The sequence below is a fragment of the Bacillus sp. GMa5/1 genome, assembly GCF_050172015.1.
Classification (GTDB): Bacteria; Bacillota; Bacilli; order Bacillales; family Bacillaceae_G; genus Bacillus_A; species Bacillus_A cereus.
In genome coordinates, this window is sequence record NZ_JBNLYC010000010.1 from 1 (window position 1) to 17827 (window position 17827).

Sequence of the window (17827 nt, forward strand, 5' to 3'; positions counted from 1 at the left end):
TAACGATAAAATATTTTAAATGTTAGAAGTGTTGAGTTTTATAAATAAACTGTACAGACACAAACAACCTCACGCCCACATACACATAATAAAGACCACTATTTTGGCGGAGGTGAAAGGTTTGAGTCTATTCGCCGCAATTGGATATATGGTTCGAGAAGTGTTTGTCTTTGTTTCTTATGTGAAGAACAATGCGTTCCCGCAGCCGTTATCATCAGATGATGAGAGAAAGTACTTAGAGTTAATGGAGCAAGGTGATGCTCAAGCGAGAAATCTTTTAATTGAACATAATTTACGGCTTGTAGCTCATATCGTTAAAAAATTTGAGAACACAGGAGAAGATGCAGAAGATTTAATTTCAATTGGTACGATCGGGCTCATTAAAGCGATCGAGAGCTATTCTGCAGGAAAGGGAACGAAGCTTGCGACGTATGCAGCACGCTGTATTGAAAATGAAATTTTGATGCATTTACGTGTACTAAAGAAAACGAAAAAAGATGTTTCACTTCATGATCCGATCGGGCAAGATAAAGAGGGCAATGAAATATCGCTTATTGATATATTAAAATCAGAGTCTGAAGATGTAATTGATATGATTCAGCTTAGTATGGAGTTAGAAAAAATTAAAGAGTATATCGATATTTTAGACGAAAGAGAAAAAGAAGTGATTGTGAAACGTTTTGGACTTGGGCTAGATAAGGAGAAAACACAGCGGGAAATCGCTAAGGCGCTTGGTATTTCTAGAAGCTACGTATCACGGATTGAAAAGCGTGCTTTAATGAAAATGTTCCACGAGTTTGTAAGGGCAGAGAAAGAGAAAAAAGCGAAAGAGTAAAGTGTATTAGAAGCAGCCATATTTAAAATGGGCTGCTTTTCTTATTGTAAATAAGAAAAGAAAACGCGTTATGCTAAGAAGAAATACATGTTCACTGTTGAAAATGACGGATTCTATCTGTAATATTAGAAGGTGCTAAATAATTTAAGAATAATACCATACTTAGTTTTCTGTATATATAATAAGGCTGCTTTATATGATATGTGGGAATAAGAACCAATTTTACATATGATATAGAAAGAAAAGAAGGGAAAACTAAAGTTATAGACTGATTAGGGGGTTTCGCAATTTGCGACGTACATTATATCGACTTATGATAGAACTTACAAATGGTCGCTTTACTTCTTATATATTACGTAAATTTGCACAATCTCGTTTGAGCTCTATCATTATTCCATCGTACGCGAAAGTTTTTCAAATTAATCAAGATGAGATGGAAAAGGGTTTGAAGGAATATAGAACATTGCATGAATTATTTACGCGTAAGCTAAAAGAAGAAAAGCGTAGTATTGATACAGATGCATCGAGTATCGTTAGTCCTGTTGATGGTGTTTTTGCAGATCATGGTCCTATTGAGGATACAAAAACATTTGATATTAAAGGAAAGCGCTATTCAATCGTGGATATGCTAGGTAATGAAGAACGTGCAACGCGATATGCAGGCGGTACATATATGGTAATTTATTTGAGTCCAAGTCATTATCATCGCATTCATAGTCCGCTTTCTGGTTCTGTGACTGAAAGATTTGTACTCGGTAGAAAATCATATCCGGTAAATGCAGCTGGTATGGAATACGGGAAAGAACCACTGTCAAAAAATTATCGTTCTGTTACAGAAGTAAGCAGTGATGGCGAGCATATGGCTCTTGTAAAAGTAGGTGCTATGTTTGTTAATAGTATTGAGCTTTTGCATGAGAGAGACACTGTTCAAAAAGGTGAAGAAATGGCATACTTTACATTTGGTTCAACAGTTGTGTTATTGTTTGAAAAAGATATGATAGAAGTAGTGCAGGAATTAAAGAGTGGACAAGAGCTTCGTCTTGGTGAAAAAATAGCTACTCGCTTAGCTCATAAATAAAGAAAAGCTTTTATAACCGTAAGTAAGAGTTATGGGCAAAGATACTTAATGATGAAATCCCCTAGATGGGAGTACTTGTTTATTCGAGAGCCATCGTAGGATGGCTCTTTTTACAGGGCATCTAATAATTTATCCTTTAACTGTTTGATTGGTAAGGGCTGATTAAACTTTCACTTTATATGTAATCAAGATGATTTGACAAGCTTGTCCTCTAATGAGCGTCTAATGATTTCTTGTTTTATAAGTAAAATGAAGTCGGGATTTAATTTTAGTTCTTTTGCTTTATAATAAGACTCAGTGAGTAACTCAGTGGATAACTGTTCCATATGTTTTGTTTTCAAGGTGAGTCACCTCCTAATAATATAAGGATTGATTCGTTGATGCATTTAATGTACCAAAAAAATATGACAGTCACAAACGAGTGGTTATCCACATACCTAGGTGGATAAAGTGTGTATAGTTTGTTAGTAAATTCCAAATTAACTGCAAAATTAATGTGGAAAATGTGTACAATTTTATCCACAGGTTATATATCGAAAAATGTTGTCGAAAAATTTTATGAAAAATCCTCAAAGAGGTGAAAGAAATTGAAACTATTTTTACCAAATGAATATGTGAAAAATGTATATCATGTTCAACCAGAAGATTTAAAAAAACGTGGGATTAAAGGCGTTATTACTGACTTAGATAACACTTTAATTGAATGGGATCGTCCCAATGCAACGCCGCAACTTGAAAAATGGTTCTTGGAAATGAAAGAGCAAGGCATTCAAGTAACGGTTGTTTCAAATAATAATGAGCAACGTGTGAAAGATTTTGCTGATCCATTAGGTATTCCATTTATTCATAGTGCACGTAAACCATTTGTTCGCGCATTTAAGCGTGCGATACAAGAGATGCGTTTGCAGCCAGATGAAGTTGTAGTAATTGGAGATCAGTTACTGACTGACGTGCTTGGTGGAAACCGAGTAGGCCTTCATACAATTTTAGTTGTACCGGTAGCACAAACGGACGGATTAGTAACGCGCTTTAATCGAAAAATTGAACGAAGAATTATGAAAAATATGAAGAAAAAAGGTTTAATTAACTGGGAGGAATAAAGTTTGACTGAAACAATTAAATGTATTGGTTGCGGTGTAGAAATTCAAACAGAAAATAAAAACGAAGTGGGGTATGCTCCTGCCTCATCTTTAGAAAAAGAACAAGTCATTTGTCAACGTTGTTTTCGCTTGAAGCATTACAATGAAATTCAAGATGTATCGTTAACAGATGATGACTTCCTACGCATTTTAAATGGAATTGGAAAATCAGATGCATTAGTAGTCAAAATTGTAGATATTTTTGATTTTAATGGTAGCTGGTTACCTGGCTTACATCGTTTCGTAGGGAATAATAAAGTATTACTTGTGGGAAATAAAGCTGATTTAATTCCAAAGTCAGTAAAACATGATAAAGTAAAACATTGGATGCGCTATAGTGCAAAGCAGCTAGGATTAAAACCAGAAGATGTCTTTTTAATTAGTGCCGCGAAGGGACAAGGAATTGCTGAACTAGCAGATGCTATTGAGTATTATCGCGGCGGCAAAGATGTTTATGTTGTTGGATGTACGAATGTAGGGAAATCGACATTTATTAATCGTATGATTAAAGAATTTAGTGATGAGACTGAAAATGTAATTACAACATCTCATTTCCCAGGAACAACACTGGATTTAATTGATATTCCATTGGACGAAGAGTCTTCTTTATATGATACGCCAGGTATTATTAACCATCACCAAATGGCTCATTATGTTGGAAAGCAAAGCTTAAAGCTTATTACACCAACAAAAGAAATTAAGCCGATGGTATTCCAATTAAATGAAGAACAAACGTTATTCTTTAGTGGATTGGCACGTTTTGATTATGTAAGTGGTGGTCGTCGTGCATTTACTTGTCACTTCTCGAATCGATTAACAATCCATCGTACAAAGCTTGAGAAAGCAGATGAATTATATAAAAATCATGCCGGGGATTTACTAAGCCCACCAACGCCAGAAGAATTAGCAAATATGCCTGAGCTAGTGAAATACGAATTTAATATTCGTGAACCTAAAACGGATGTTGTATTCTCTGGATTAGGATGGGTTACTGTGAACGAACCAGGAGCAAAAATTGTTGCACACGTACCAAAAGGAGTAAGTGTTTCACTACGTAAATCTTTAATTTAATATGGAGAGGGATTTATGAAACAATTATATGGTGTAATCGGAAATCCAATTGGACATTCATTATCACCCGTTATGCATAACGATGCATTTGAACACTTGAATATGGATGCCCATTATCATGCGTTCCTTGTTGAAGAGGAATTGCTAGGGGAAGCAGTAAGAGGTTTAAAAGCATTAGGTATTTCAGGATTTAATGTAACAACTCCGCACAAGGTTGCTATTATGGAGTATTTGGATGAGATTGACCCATTGGCAAGGAAAATCGGTGCAGTAAATACAGTGGTTCATAAGGATGGAAGATTAATTGGCTATAACACAGACGGGATTGGTTTTGTTCGAGCGCTGCAGTCAATTAGTAATGAACCACTTCAAGGGAAACGTATTTTGTTACTTGGTTCAGGTGGTGCTAGCCGAGCTATTTATTTTTCTCTTGCTGATGTAGGTGTAAAAGAGATTGATGTAGCCAATCGTACAGTAAATAAGGCGAAGGAACTTATTGCTGCACGTACGGCCGATGTTAATTCTGTTGCTTTGTCGTTAGAAGAAGCGACAGAAGAACAAGGAAATTATGATATTATCATTCAGACGACAACGATAGGTATGCATCCGCACGTAGAATATACGCCATTACAAATTTGTTCGTTAAAAAAAGGAACGATTGTATCAGATATAATTTATAATCCATTTGAAACGAAAATTTTATGTGAGGCAAAAGAGCAAGGTGCAATCATTCAAAATGGTATTGATATGTTTGTTTATCAAGGAGCACTTGCATTTGAAATGTGGACAGGACGCACCCCAAATATCGAAAGAATGAAACAATTAGTTATAGAAAAGCTTGGAGGCTAACATATATGTTAACAGGAAAACAAAAAAGATTTTTACGTGCACAAGCACATCATTTAACACCAATTTTTCAAGTAGGAAAAGGCGGAGTAAATGAAAATATGATTAAACAAATTGCAGATACTTTAGAAGCTCGTGAGTTATTTAAAGTAAGTGTATTACAAAACTGTGAATTTGATCGCCGTGAGGTTGCGGAAGAACTTGCAAAAGGTGCACGTGCTGAAATCGTTCAAGTAATTGGAAGCACAATCGTTTTATACAAAGAATCAAGAGAAAATAAACAAATTAAGCTTCCTCGATAAAAAGATTAGCATGCGCTATTTTTATCGCTGATGCGTAATGATGTAGAGAGCGAAACCAATTGAACTTTTATTAATAGCAACTCTCTTCATTTCTAACCGAGGAGAGTTGCTGTATATAAAAGGAAGGGGCGTTTCTTTTGAGGAAAATTGGCATCATTGGCGGTACATTTGATCCGCCTCACTATGGACATTTGCTAATTGCAAATGAAGTATATCACGCTTTGAACTTGGAAGAAGTATGGTTCTTGCCAAACCAGATTCCGCCACATAAACAAGGGCGGAATATTACAAGTGTAGAAAGTCGTTTACATATGTTAGAGCTCGCGACTGAGGCAGAAGAACACTTTTCTATTTGTTTAGAAGAGCTAAGTAGGAAGGGCCCATCTTATACGTATGACACTATGTTACAATTGACGAAGAAGTATCCGGATGTGCAGTTTCACTTTATTATTGGTGGGGATATGGTTGAATATTTACCGAAGTGGTATAACATTGAAGCTTTACTTAATCTTGTAACGTTTGTTGGAGTTGCAAGACCTGGGTATACATTGCATACACCATATAAGATTACTACAGTGGAAATTCCGGAATTTGCAGTTTCTTCATCCTTATTACGTGAGAGATATAAAGAGAAGAAAACGTGTAAATATTTACTTCCTGAAAAAGTACAGGTATATATCGAGAGGAATGGGTTGTATGAATCGTGAGAATGCACTGCATATTGTCAAACAACAAATGCATGAAAAACGTTATATACACACAGTTGGTGTAATGGAGACAGCGATTGAGCTTGCTAAGTTATACGGTGTGGACGAGAAAAAAGCAGAGATGGCAGCTATATTCCATGATTATGCGAAATGTAGAGCAATTTCAGAAATGGAAGAGATTATTAAACGTGAAGATTTGCCGAAAGATTTACTTTGCTATAACAAAGAGTTATGGCATGCACCTGTTGGGGCATACTTAGTAGAAAAAGAAGTAGGCATTACGGATTCTGAAATTTTGCAAGCTATTACATATCATACAAGTGGTCATGAGAATATGACGATGTTAGATAAAGTGATTTATGTAGCTGATTACATTGAACCTGGGCGAAAGTTTCCAGGAGTGGAAGAGGCTCGTAAACTCGCATATACGGATATAAATCAAGCCCTATTATTTGCGTTAAAGAGAACAATTCAATTTTTAATGGAAAAAGATCAGACGATTTATCCATTAACATTCCAAACATACAATGCAGTTATCAAGGAGGAAATGAGTAAATGAACGATAAAGAATTATTAGTATTAGCGGCAAAAGCAGCTGATGATAAGAGAGCAGAAGATATGGTTGTCCTAAATATGCAAGGTATTTCACCAATTGCAGATTATTTCATTATTTGTCACGGAAATTCAGATAAACAAGTGCAAGCAATTGCACGTGAAATTAAATCAAAAGCACATGAGTTCCAAATCGACGTACAACGTATGGAAGGGTTTGACGAAGCACGTTGGGTATTAGTTGATCTTGGAGATGTAGTTGCTCATGTATTCCATAAAGATGAGCGTAATCACTATAATTTAGAGCGTCTATGGGGCGATGTGCCACGTGAAGATATTACAGAAGAGTTAGGCCAATGAAATACGAACAATTTGCATTGTTGTACGACGAACTAATGAATGATGTCCCTTATGATAAATGGGTGGAATTTACAGAGGAAAGTTTACAGCAGGCAGGTATGAAAGAGGCAAAAATTCTTGATGTAGCATGCGGTACAGGTAATGTAACCCTGCCGCTTGTGCAAAAGGGTTACGATTTAATAGGTGTCGATCTTTCAGAAGAAATGTTAACAGTCGCTCAGCAAAAACTAGGCGGAGAAGGGCATTTTATTCCTTTTTACCAACAAGATATGCGCGAGCTTGATGTTCCGGGTGAGTTTGACTGTGTAACGATTTTTTGTGATTCATTAAATTATGTATTGCAAGAAGATGGAGTACAAGAAACATTTAGAAGAGTATTTCACCATTTACGTCAAGATGGTTTGTTTTTATTTGATGTACACTCTTTATATAAAATACATCATGTATTTCAAAATGAAACGTATACAGTGAATGGAGAAGAAATATCTCTTATTTGGAATTGCTTCCCTGGTGAAGAATCAAATAGTGTAGAGCATGATTTAACATTCTTTGTTCAAGATCCAGAAGAAGATGTGTACCATCGGTTTGACGAATGTCACGTGCAACGTGCATATCAAGTGGAAGAGTTAACGAAATGGCTTGAAGAAGCAGGTTTTACAGTGCTTCGTGTAACAGGTGATTTTGAGCGACTTGAAGTTACAGAACAAACAGAGCGTATTTTCTTCATGGCGAAGAAAAACGGATAAAAACAAAAGCAACCGAGAAGGTTGCTTTTGTTTTATAAAGAAGATGTATTTTTAGTTCTAGCATAATCTAAAGATCGTATGCGTAAAGTGTGGGAATAGTAGTTGAAGTGAAAATGTATTGTAAAAAAGTAAGTATTTATAAAAAGGATTTGGAATGAAAATGACGTATTTATTATGTGTGTTTATTGAATTGCTGATCAACGCATTCTAAATCTTCATCAAATTTTTCATGTGTTCGCTCGATTAACTTATGGAACATATCTCCAACGTGTTCTTCTAAAACCCGAATGCCTTCCCCAGTAACGCCGCCTTTCACGCAAACCTTTTCTTGTAAGGTAGGTAATGTGAAGATTTCTTTTTCAAGTAATTTCCCCATCCCCACGACCATTTCACTTACTAAAGTAGTAGCCTCTTCGTGTGTAATATTTGTTTTATCTACCGCAGCGTTAATGAAGCATTGTAGTAAATAACTAAAGAAAGCAGGACCGCAACTTGCTATATCAGATGAAACGCGCGTTATATCTTCTTTTATTACAAGAGGTGTAGAAATGTTTTTGAATAGACGAAGTAGTTTTTGTTGCCATTCTTCAGAGCAATTATCTCCAAATGTAAATAGTGAGGCGCCAGAGAGAGCGCGATTTGTGATACTTGGAATGATACGCGCGACGTGGCAAGGTACGAGAGTCTCTAATTGTGATGGAGATATTGGACTTGTAATAGAAACTAAGCACGTTTCATCAGAAAAATGTTCAGCGTATTTTTTTAGGATAGGGTATATATCTATCGGCTTAACACAAATAAAAATAAGTTGTGATTGTTCGATTACTTCCGGGATTGTTTTTGCTATCTGAACAGAAGGGTATTTTTCTTTTATATGATATGCTTTTGCGGGCGTCCGATTAATGATTGTAAGGCAAGAAGGTTTGACAGCACGGGTTTCTAAAAATGCATCGATTAGTATATTTCCCATGTTTCCTGTCCCTATAATTCCTATGTTCAAAGTTTCATCCCTCCTTCGTAACAGCTTTCTCCTAAACAATATGAATGATGTTATAAATTTATGATTAGAGGTGTAAAATGATGTGGGATTTTCCGAAAAAGTGGTTGGGTTTAGTAGCTATTATTGGAACTTTACTTTTTCTTGTTTTTTGGAAAACGAATCAGAATGTAGAACGAACGCCTATTACAATGAATGTACAAGAGAAGGAGATAGAAAAAAAGGGTAAACCGAAAATATCGGATACAAAGGAACAGAAAAGAACAATTATAATTGATGTGAAAGGAGCGGTTAGTAAAGAAGGGGTATATGAAATGAAGGAAGGAGATCGTGTAAAGGATGCGGTTCAAAAGGCTGGTGGTTTTTTATCAGAAGTAGATATGAAAAAAGTAAATTTAGCACAAATTGTACAAGATCAAATGCTTCTTTATATACCGAGTAAAAATGAGTCAGAACAAGGGGTGCTTACTTCTTCTAAGGAAGATGGCAAGATTCGAATAAATACAGCGGCGAAAGAACAACTAGAAAAAATTACAGGGATTGGCTCTCGAAAGGCAGAAAGTATTTTGAAATATCGAGAAGAACATGGTCCATTTCAGAAAATAGAAGATTTATTAGAGATTGATGGGATTGGTGCGAAGTCTCTTGAAAAGATAAAAGGTCAAATTATTATTCCGTAAAAGATTGACGAAGTTTTTCTTCTTTCGCTACACTACAAGTAGACAAAAAAGTAGGTGAAAAATATGGAACGAATTTCATGGGATCAATATTTTATGACGCAAAGCCATCTACTATCTTTGCGTAGTACATGTACAAGGCTTGCGGTAGGAGCGACAATCGTTCGCGATAAACGAATTATTGCTGGTGGGTATAATGGTTCAATTAAAGGTGGCGTACATTGTATAGATGATGGTTGTTACGTAATCGATAATCATTGTGTTCGGACAATTCATGCCGAAATGAATGCTTTATTACAATGTGCCAAGTTTGGTGCGAAAACAGAGGAAGCAGAAATTTACGTTACGCATTTCCCTTGTTTACAATGTTGTAAGGCAATTATTCAAAGTGGTATTACAGCGGTTTATTATGCGCAGGATTATAAAAATCATCCATACGCCATAGAGTTATTTGAACAAGCGAACGTAACAGTGAAGCACGTTCCGCTAGAATATGATATTGCTGCATTAGAGGAGCAAAAACGTTATACAGAGTTGAAAGAATTATTTGCGTCTTTAGAAAAAGATAATTTATCAATGGAAGAATTACAGCATGTATTCACGAAAGCAAAAATGATGCTATAAGGAGTGAGTATAAGTTGCAGGAACAATGGGGGTATGTTGCAATCTCATTTATAATAGGGGTTGCAATTGCCTTTTCCTCGTCACTTTTATTGATAGTTTTTTGCCTCTTTTTAAATGTTTTCTTCTGTTTATATCGCACTTCGCGTAAAACCTTCATTTTTTGTATTGTAGCGTGCTTTAATAGCGCCATATACACTTCCTATGTTCAAACGTGGAATAAGCCTCTAGGGGAGTCCTATGGAGTTACAAGAGGGGTTATACAAAATACACCGCTTGTTAATGGGGATCGCCTATCTTTTCAATTTGAAGATCAGAATAAAAATATAGTGCAGTTAAGTTATAGAATCAAATCAGTCTTGGAAAAGAAAAAAATGCAACAATTATACGCAGGGATATCATGTGTATTCGAGGGTGAGAGGAAAGAACCGGAAACAGCTCGGAATTTTCATGGTTTTAATTACCGTGATTATTTATACAAACAACATATTCATTTCACATTTGAGGCTACATATATTTCTGAATGCTATAAAACATCACTGTCGCTCACGCAATGGATTCTTCTTTTGAGGCAACAAGTAATCTCGAAAGTTACAGAAATGTTTCCAGAGCAATCAGGTGCTTTTATGAATGCATTACTATTTGGTGATAGACAACAAATGACGTTTGAAGTGGAAGAGCAATATCAACAATTTGGTCTTGTACATTTGTTAGCAATTTCAGGTTCGCACATTGTACTGTTAATGGTGATAGTATATTTTATTTTGCTAAGAAGCGGTGTGACAAGGGAGGTAGCAACAATTTGCCTTATCGTTTGTATTCCTTTGTATATGGTTTTAGCAGGGGCGTCACCCTCTGTTATAAGAGCTTCTATAACAGGAGTTTTGATGTTAATTGCTTTTATGTGCTCGATTCGTTTATCTAGTTTAGATGCTTTAAGTGTAACAGCTATATGCATGCTTATATATGACCCTTATCTTGTTTTTAATATTGGATTTCAGTTTTCTTTTGTAGGTAGCTTCGCTTTACTTTTGTCTGCTCCGTTATTGTTAGAGAGTAGCAACGGAGTAATCCGAAATTCTATTTATATTTCTATCATTTCACAGCTCGTTAGTACTCCGATTTTGTTATACCACTTTGGTTATTTTTCTCCATATAGCATTCTCCTCAATCTCTTATACGTTCCGTTTTTATCTATCATTGTATTACCATGTAGCATTATTATTTTACTGTGTATGCCAATTGTCCCGTTTCTCGCAAAAGGATTTGCCGATGTATTATCAATAGGCTTGAGTATGTCTAATGATTTTCTAAGTTATTGTAAAAGTTTACCATTTACCCAGCTTATCTTCGGGGAAACGCCCTTCAATCTTGTAGCTGTATATTGCGCCAGTATTGTCAGCATATTGATGGTTTGGGAACGGAGAGCGCCGAAAAAAATAGTTTGTATAGTTGCGAGTGTATTTCTTTTTATTAGCACATGTCATTATATATATCCATATTTTAGAGGCGGCGGAAGTGTAACATTTATTGATGTTGGACAAGGTGATGCAATATTAATTCGCCTTCCGTATGATAAAGGGATTTATCTTATTGATACAGGTGGAACGCTTCGTGTGAATAAGGAAGAATGGCAACAAAAAAAGCATGAATTTTCTGTTGGAAATGATGTTTTAATACCCTTTTTACAAAAAGAAGGTATTAAAACAATTGATAAATTAATCGTAACGCATGGAGATGCAGATCATATAGGTGCTGCGCAAGAATTATTATCATATATACCTGTAAAAGAAGTGGTATTTGGCCGAAAGGGAAAAGATGCAGTATTAGAAAAAGTAGTAAAGAAACAGGCATTAGAAAAGGAAATGAAAATAACTGAAGTGGGGGAAGGGGAGAGTTGGAGTGTAAATGAAGCGGAATTTTTCGTTTTAGCTCCAAAAGGAAAAGAAAAAAGCGAAAATAACGCTTCAATTGTAATATGGGCAAAATTTGGAGGGTTGAAGTGGCTATTTACAGGCGATTTGGAAGAAGAAGGGGAAAAGATTTTAGTAGAGGCATATCCAGATTTACAAGTGGATGTTTTAAAAGTTGCTCATCATGGGAGTAATACGTCATCTATAGAGCCTTTTTTGAACGTCATACAGCCTCGTGTAGCGATTATATCTGTTGGTAAGCAGAATAGGTATGGACACCCGCATAAAGAAGTGATAGAGCGTTTTGAGAAGATGGGGAGTGCGATATGGCGCACGGACAAGCAAGGTGCTATTTCCTATGTTTTTAAAGGGGAAAATGGAACCTTTAAAAGTAAAATCACATATGATAAAACACATAATAGATGAAAAAGAGAAGACTGCCATGAAGTGGCAGTCTTTAAGAACCGATAAATTTAATAACAGTTGCAATGATGAAAAGTGTTGCGAAAAAACCAAATGAGACGATAAATCCTACCCCTGAATCAATAGCGTCATTGCGTTTACTTTGAACGTTTTGTTCAAAATCATTCATTTAGAATCCCTCCCCAACATTCCACTTTAGTATAAAATATTGTCAGAAAAAAATCTACAATTTCCATATGAAGAGAAAACGAGCTTTTTTGTTACTTGTAAATCATGAAGTAATGTGAGTTTTTCGTTTCCAAGCATGTTAACAGTTGGCACTTATACTCAAATTTTTATTGCGAATAATAAAGGGAAGGTGATTACCGCACACCAATAAGAAACCCGGGGCTTATTGCGTGGCGTTTAATATAAATAAAGGGACGGGTTATAAAGCCTGTTCCTTTGTACTTGTAAAACAAAAGCTAGGGCATTAGTATAAATATATATTGCCAAGTTAGGGAGTAGGAAAAAGTATGAGTGATATACATAAAAAAATTAAAAAGAAACAGTTTGCTCCGTTATATTTAATATATGGAACGGAAGCTTTTTTTATAAATGAAACGATAAAGCTTATTACGACAGAAGCACTTGAAGAAGAAGATCGAGAGTTTAATGTTGTGACATACGATTTAGAAGAAGCGTATTTAGAAGATGTGGTTGAGGATGCGCGTACGCTTCCTTTCTTCGGAGAACGGAAAGTACTGTTAATAAAATCACCGCTATTTTTGACTTCGCAAAAAGAAAAGTTAGAGCAAAATATAAAAATTTTAGAAGAATACATTGGTGAACCTTCTCCATTTTCTATTCTTGTTTTTGTTGCGCCTTACGAAAAACTTGATGAGCGAAAAAAAATTACAAAACTATTAAAGAAAACAGCAGATGTAGTAGAAGCGAATGCGATGCAAGTACAGGATGTTCAGAAGTGGATTGTTGCTCGTGCAGATGAAGTGCATGTGCATATTGATAACGCGGCTGTTAGTTTGTTGCTAGAGCTTGTGGGAAGTAATGTAACGATGTTGGCGAAGGAAATGGACAAGTTAACGTTATACGTTGGTATGGGCGGAGAGATTACGACGAAACTTGTTGCAGAGCTTGTGCCAAAATCAGTTGAGCAAAATGTATTTGCTTTGACAGAAAAAGTGGTGAAAAAAGATATTGCAGGTGCAATGCAAATTTTGGATGGATTATTTACGCAGCAGGAAGAGCCGATTAAATTGCTTGCGTTATTAGTGAGTCAATTCCGCTTGTTGTATCAAGTGAAAGAGCTACAGCAACGTGGTTATGGACAAAATCAAATTGCGTCTCATATTGGTGTACATCCGTATCGTGTAAAGTTAGCAATGAATCAAACGAAGTTTTTTTCTTTTGAAGAGTTAAAAAAAGTGATTATAGAATTAGCGGAAGCTGATTATAGTATGAAGACGGGAAAGATGGATAAGAAGCTTGTGCTCGAATTTTTCTTAATGCGATTAAATCATATGTGATGACACAAAAAAGTTCATGCACTTAGTGCATGAACTTTTTTGTATATAAAAAAACGATCCAAATGGATCGTTTTTTAAACGCCTTACGCGTTTACTTGTTTCGCTAAGCGAGATTTTTGACGAGCTGCAGCGTTTTGGTGGATAAGACCTTTACGAGCTGCTTTGTCAAGTTTTTTAGAAGCAGTTTTGAAAGCTTCTTTAGCATTTTCAAGATCGTTATTAGTAACTAAAGCTTCTACAGTTTTAACAGCAGAACGCATGTCAGACTTGATAGAAGCGTTATGTGCACGACGCTCTTCGCTAAGTTTAGCGCGTTTGATAGCAGATTTGATGTTTGCCATACTTTTCACCTCCCTGGTGCAATCGAATGACTCGATTCTTACATAGAACAAGTGATATTCTATCAAACGGTGAAGAGAATTGCAATAGTATATCCATGAAATTTCACGTAAAGGAAAGAATGACCTTATATAACTTTGGGAAATCTAACGATATTTACTATGAATTACGGAGGAGATACGATGAAAGAACCATTAGATTTAAGTAAATATAGCATTAGAACTGACCTTGCTGTAGAAGCTCATCAAATGTTGCAAGAAAGCCAAGAAGAACAAAAAGGGATACAGGGAGTTATTGTAAAAGAGAGAGAAGAAGAAGGTACTATAATTACAAAAGTAACGATTGATGAAGCTGCCTCTGAAGCGATGGGGAAAAAACCTGGAAATTATTTAACACTTGAAGTACAAGGGATACGTCAGCAAGATACAGAACTTCAACAAAAAGTGGAGCGTATTTTTGCAAAAGAATTTTCTTGTTTCTTAGAAGAGGTTGGAGTTACAAAAGAAGCAAGCTGTTTAATTGTAGGTCTTGGGAATTGGAATGTAACACCAGATGCTCTTGGACCGATAGTTGTAGAAAATGTATTAGTAACGAGACATTTGTTTCAATTGCAGCCTGAAAGTGTAGAAGAAGGATTTAGGCCTGTTAGTGCAATTCGGCCGGGGGTAATGGGGATTACAGGAATCGAAACGAGCGATGTTATTTATGGAATTATTGAGAAGACGAACCCGGACTTTGTAATTGCAATTGATGCATTAGCTGCTCGTTCTATTGAACGAGTAAATAGCACGATACAAATTTCTGATACTGGAATCCATCCTGGATCAGGGGTTGGGAATAAACGTAAAGAACTAAGTAAAGACACATTAGGTATCCCTGTTATCGCAATTGGTGTTCCGACTGTGGTCGATGCTGTTTCGATTACAAGTGATACGATTGATTTTATTTTGAAACATTTTGGTCGAGAGATGAAAGAAGGAAATAAACCTTCACGATCTTTGTTACCAGCGGGATTTTCATTTGGAGAAAAGAAAAAATTAACAGAAGAAGATATGCCAGATGAAAAGAGCAGAAATATGTTTTTAGGTGCTGTTGGTACGTTGGAAGAAGAAGAAAAAAGAAGGCTGATTTATGAAGTGCTATCTCCTCTTGGTCATAATTTAATGGTAACCCCAAAAGAAGTAGATACTTTTATTGAGGATATGGCGAATGTAATAGCGAGTGGTTTAAATGCAGCGCTACATCATCAAATTGATCAAGATAATACGGGAGCATATACACATTGAGGGGAACAGATGATTATGGTTTGAGTCGCTTTGCGCTTTTGTGTATATGTAGTGTAGCTTTATGTTTACTTATGATGATAGCAGGAGTGGCACTTGCTAATCATGGTTTGAAAAGTATGAAAGGCTATCAGCAATTGTCATATGAACAAATAGCTCATATGACAGGGACAGAAAGTACAGGTGCTGAATCAGAAATTTTGGGTAGCTCGTTTTCGGCCTCAGAAAAACAACAGCAATTAGAACGTTTAAGAAGTTTTAATGTTGTAGAAGGAATTGGGATGGCGGTAGCAAGTGTAGCTTATGAAATGACGAAGTTCGGGACGGATATAGTTGTTGGGAAAATAAAAGGAATTTTTAGCTAAGAGTAACATGGGAGGCGGTTGTTTTACTGATTTGTAGGACAGCCGTTTTAAAATTTGAAAAGGGTTTGTCTCTTATGGTTTATTCGCATAAGATATAGATAGAATGATTTGTATCGTAAGCAGCACGAGTTTTCATTGAATCTTTGTTGCTCTATTGATATAATCAGTGCTAGTGTATATTGGCGAGACTATTAGGAGTTGAGAACATAGATGAATAAAGAAGAAAGAGCAAAAAGACAGTCCAAAATTCGTAATTTCTCTATTATTGCTCATATTGACCACGGAAAATCAACGTTAGCAGACCGTATTTTAGAGAAAACAAACGCGTTAACACAACGCGAAATGAAAGCTCAGTTGCTTGACTCTATGGATTTAGAGCGTGAGCGTGGTATTACAATCAAATTAAACGCAGTACAATTAAACTATAAAGCAAAAGATGGTGAAGAGTATATTCTTCATTTAATTGATACACCAGGACATGTCGACTTTACGTACGAAGTATCTCGTAGTTTAGCGGCTTGTGAAGGCGCGATTCTTGTAGTAGATGCAGCGCAAGGTATTGAAGCGCAAACGTTAGCAAACGTATACTTAGCGCTTGATAACAATTTAGAAATTTTACCAGTTATTAATAAAATCGACTTACCAAGTGCGGATCCAGAACGTGTACGTCAAGAGGTAGAAGATGTAATTGGTTTAGATGCATCAGAAGCGGTACTTGCTTCTGCGAAAGCTGGAATTGGTATTGAAGAAATTTTAGAACAAATTGTTGAAAAAGTACCAGCTCCGTCGGGTGATTCAGAAGAGCCATTACAATGTATGATTTTCGACTCTTTATATGATCCGTACCGCGGTGTAATTGCTTATATCCGTGTTGTAAATGGAACAGTAAAAGTTGGCGATAAAGTACGTATGATGGCAACGGGTAAAGAATTTGAAGTAACAGAAGTAGGTGTATTTACACCGAAAACTACGCAACGTGACGAGTTAACAGTAGGTGATGTAGGTTTCTTAGCAGCATCGATTAAAAATGTTGGTGACACACGTGTTGGTGATACGATTACACATGCGAAACGTCCAGCTGCAGAGCCGTTAGCAGGTTACCGTAAGTTAAATCCGATGGTATTCTGTGGTCTGTATCCAATTGACTCTGCTCGTTATAACGATTTACGTGATGCATTAGAAAAATTAGAGTTAAACGATTCTGCTCTTGAGTTTGAACCAGAAACATCTCAAGCGCTAGGATTTGGTTTCCGTTGTGGTTTCTTAGGGCTTCTTCACATGGAAATCATTCAAGAACGTATTGAACGTGAATTTAAGATTGACTTAATTACAACAGCGCCAAGCGTTATTTATAAAGTTTATTTAACTAACGGTGAAGATGTTATTGTTGATAACCCATCTAATATGCCAGATCCACAGTCTATCGATCGTGTAGAAGAGCCGTTTGTGAAGGCTTCAATTATGGTTCCGAATGACTATGTTGGAGCTGTAATGGAGATTTGCCAAGGTAAACGTGGAACGTTTATTGATATGCAATATTTAGATGAAACGCGTGTTACATTAACATATGAAATCCCGTTATCAGAAATCGTATATGACTTCTTCGATCAATTGAAATCAAATACGAAAGGGTATGCATCATTTGACTACGAGTTAATTGGCTATAAACCATCTAAACTTGTGAAAATGGATATTCTTTTAAATAATGAACAAGTGGATGCTTTATCATTTATCGTACACCGTGATTCAGCGTATGACCGTGGTAAAGTAATCGTAGAGAAATTAAAAGAATTAATTCCGAGACAACAGTTTGAAGTGCCAATTCAGGCGACTATCGGAAATAAAGTTGTAGCACGTTCTACAATTAAAGCGATGCGTAAAAACGTACTTGCAAAATGTTACGGCGGTGACATTTCTCGTAAGCGTAAACTTCTTGATAAGCAAAAAGAAGGTAAAAAACGTATGAAGTCTGTTGGTTCTGTAGAAGTACCGCAAGAGGCATTTATGGCTGTACTGAAAATGGATGACAACTAATATTTGAAATAAA

Annotated in this window: 21 protein-coding genes; 17 read left to right on the forward strand and 4 right to left on the reverse strand. The window is 36.1% G+C overall.

Features of this window, described 5'->3' with window-relative positions:
- Nucleotides 1-121: 121 nt before the first annotated feature.
- Complete coding sequence (gene sigK / locus ACQGSG_RS04405) at nt 122-835, forward strand: RNA polymerase sporulation sigma factor SigK (RefSeq protein ID WP_000051382.1); 714 nt, start codon at nt 122-124, stop codon at nt 833-835.
- A gap of 289 nt (nt 836-1124) precedes the next feature.
- A complete protein-coding gene (locus ACQGSG_RS04410; protein WP_098021298.1) occupies nt 1125-1913 on the forward strand; it encodes a phosphatidylserine decarboxylase in 789 nt (262 codons plus the stop codon).
- Nucleotides 1914-2098: 185 nt separating this feature from the next.
- Here the strand turns inward: ACQGSG_RS04410 and ACQGSG_RS04415 are convergent, their stop codons facing one another.
- Nucleotides 2099-2254, reverse strand: a complete 156-nt coding sequence (locus ACQGSG_RS04415; protein WP_000850094.1) for a sporulation histidine kinase inhibitor Sda — start codon at nt 2252-2254, stop codon at nt 2099-2101.
- Between the two features lie 246 nt (nt 2255-2500).
- Between ACQGSG_RS04415 and ACQGSG_RS04420 the strand changes: the two genes are divergently transcribed.
- The 8 genes from ACQGSG_RS04420 (at nt 2501) to ACQGSG_RS04455 (ending at nt 7636) form a co-directional block, all read left to right on the forward strand.
- On the forward strand, nt 2501-3013 hold the full coding sequence (locus ACQGSG_RS04420; protein WP_000765314.1) for a YqeG family HAD IIIA-type phosphatase: 513 nt from the start codon (nt 2501-2503) through the stop codon (nt 3011-3013).
- 3 nt (nt 3014-3016) lie between these two features.
- Nucleotides 3017-4123 (forward strand): ribosome biogenesis GTPase YqeH, encoded by a 1107-nt coding sequence (yqeH, locus tag ACQGSG_RS04425; RefSeq protein ID WP_000140799.1) that lies wholly within the window; start codon nt 3017-3019, stop codon nt 4121-4123.
- A gap of 15 nt (nt 4124-4138) precedes the next feature.
- A complete protein-coding gene (gene aroE, locus ACQGSG_RS04430; protein ID WP_098021299.1) occupies nt 4139-4972 on the forward strand; it encodes a shikimate dehydrogenase in 834 nt (277 codons plus the stop codon).
- A 5-nt stretch (nt 4973-4977) separates the two neighbouring features.
- Entirely contained in the window at nt 4978-5271 is a 294-nt protein-coding gene (gene yhbY, locus ACQGSG_RS04435) for a ribosome assembly RNA-binding protein YhbY (protein ID WP_000955224.1), read from the forward strand.
- A 137-nt stretch (nt 5272-5408) separates the two neighbouring features.
- Nucleotides 5409-5978 carry a nicotinate-nucleotide adenylyltransferase gene (nadD, locus tag ACQGSG_RS04440; RefSeq protein WP_001226048.1) on the forward strand — a complete coding sequence of 190 codons (570 nt, stop codon included), beginning with the start codon at nt 5409-5411 and terminating at the stop codon, nt 5976-5978.
- Nucleotides 5968-6537 carry a bis(5'-nucleosyl)-tetraphosphatase (symmetrical) YqeK gene (gene yqeK / locus ACQGSG_RS04445; RefSeq protein WP_025709769.1) on the forward strand — a complete coding sequence of 190 codons (570 nt, stop codon included), beginning with the start codon at nt 5968-5970 and terminating at the stop codon, nt 6535-6537. The genes nadD and yqeK overlap by 11 nt, the downstream gene beginning before the upstream one ends.
- On the forward strand, nt 6534-6890 hold the full coding sequence (rsfS, locus tag ACQGSG_RS04450) for a ribosome silencing factor (protein WP_000998193.1): 357 nt from the start codon (nt 6534-6536) through the stop codon (nt 6888-6890). The genes yqeK and rsfS overlap by 4 nt, the downstream gene beginning before the upstream one ends.
- Nucleotides 6887-7636, forward strand: coding sequence for a class I SAM-dependent methyltransferase (locus ACQGSG_RS04455; RefSeq protein ID WP_000873074.1), 750 nt, complete (start codon nt 6887-6889; stop codon nt 7634-7636). The genes rsfS and ACQGSG_RS04455 overlap by 4 nt, the downstream gene beginning before the upstream one ends.
- Before the next feature lie 172 nt (nt 7637-7808).
- On the opposite strand, the gene comER is transcribed toward ACQGSG_RS04455, so the two are convergent.
- Nucleotides 7809-8636, reverse strand: a complete 828-nt coding sequence (gene comER, locus ACQGSG_RS04460; RefSeq protein ID WP_001020560.1) for a late competence protein ComER — start codon at nt 8634-8636, stop codon at nt 7809-7811.
- Between the two features lie 77 nt (nt 8637-8713).
- Here comER and ACQGSG_RS04465 point away from each other — a divergent pair, with 77 nt between their 5' ends.
- From ACQGSG_RS04465 to ACQGSG_RS04475, 3 genes are all read left to right on the forward strand, one after another.
- Complete coding sequence (locus tag ACQGSG_RS04465; RefSeq protein ID WP_000989929.1) at nt 8714-9313, forward strand: helix-hairpin-helix domain-containing protein; 600 nt, start codon at nt 8714-8716, stop codon at nt 9311-9313.
- Nucleotides 9314-9376: 63 nt separating this feature from the next.
- Entirely contained in the window at nt 9377-9934 is a 558-nt protein-coding gene (locus ACQGSG_RS04470) for a ComE operon protein 2 (protein WP_000439773.1), read from the forward strand.
- Nucleotides 9935-9948: 14 nt separating this feature from the next.
- Nucleotides 9949-12270: a DNA internalization-related competence protein ComEC/Rec2 gene (locus ACQGSG_RS04475; protein WP_325842920.1), complete on the forward strand. Its 2322-nt coding sequence runs from the start codon at nt 9949-9951 to the stop codon at nt 12268-12270.
- Between the two features lie 31 nt (nt 12271-12301).
- Here ACQGSG_RS04475 and ACQGSG_RS04480 read toward each other — a convergent pair whose 3' ends face one another.
- A complete protein-coding gene (locus ACQGSG_RS04480) occupies nt 12302-12436 on the reverse strand; it encodes a YqzM family protein (RefSeq protein WP_000997609.1) in 135 nt (44 codons plus the stop codon).
- Nucleotides 12437-12782: 346 nt separating this feature from the next.
- On the opposite strand from ACQGSG_RS04480, the gene holA reads away from it, so the two are divergent.
- Nucleotides 12783-13793 carry a DNA polymerase III subunit delta gene (gene holA / locus ACQGSG_RS04485; RefSeq protein WP_001279908.1) on the forward strand — a complete coding sequence of 337 codons (1011 nt, stop codon included), beginning with the start codon at nt 12783-12785 and terminating at the stop codon, nt 13791-13793.
- 83 nt (nt 13794-13876) lie between these two features.
- On the opposite strand, the gene rpsT is transcribed toward holA, so the two are convergent.
- Nucleotides 13877-14134, reverse strand: coding sequence for a 30S ribosomal protein S20 (gene rpsT / locus ACQGSG_RS04490; protein WP_001274011.1), 258 nt, complete (start codon nt 14132-14134; stop codon nt 13877-13879).
- Between the two features lie 180 nt (nt 14135-14314).
- Here rpsT and gpr point away from each other — a divergent pair, with 180 nt between their 5' ends.
- The 3 genes from gpr to lepA all read left to right on the forward strand — a co-directional run bounded on the left by gpr (nt 14315) and on the right by lepA (nt 17814).
- Nucleotides 14315-15418 carry a GPR endopeptidase gene (gene gpr, locus ACQGSG_RS04495; RefSeq protein ID WP_000662616.1) on the forward strand — a complete coding sequence of 368 codons (1104 nt, stop codon included), beginning with the start codon at nt 14315-14317 and terminating at the stop codon, nt 15416-15418.
- Nucleotides 15415-15780, forward strand: a complete 366-nt coding sequence (locus tag ACQGSG_RS04500) for a YqxA family protein (RefSeq protein WP_001215034.1) — start codon at nt 15415-15417, stop codon at nt 15778-15780. The genes gpr and ACQGSG_RS04500 overlap by 4 nt, the downstream gene beginning before the upstream one ends.
- Before the next feature lie 210 nt (nt 15781-15990).
- Nucleotides 15991-17814: an elongation factor 4 gene (lepA, locus tag ACQGSG_RS04505; RefSeq protein WP_001030951.1), complete on the forward strand. Its 1824-nt coding sequence runs from the start codon at nt 15991-15993 to the stop codon at nt 17812-17814.
- Nucleotides 17815-17827 lie beyond the last annotated feature (13 nt).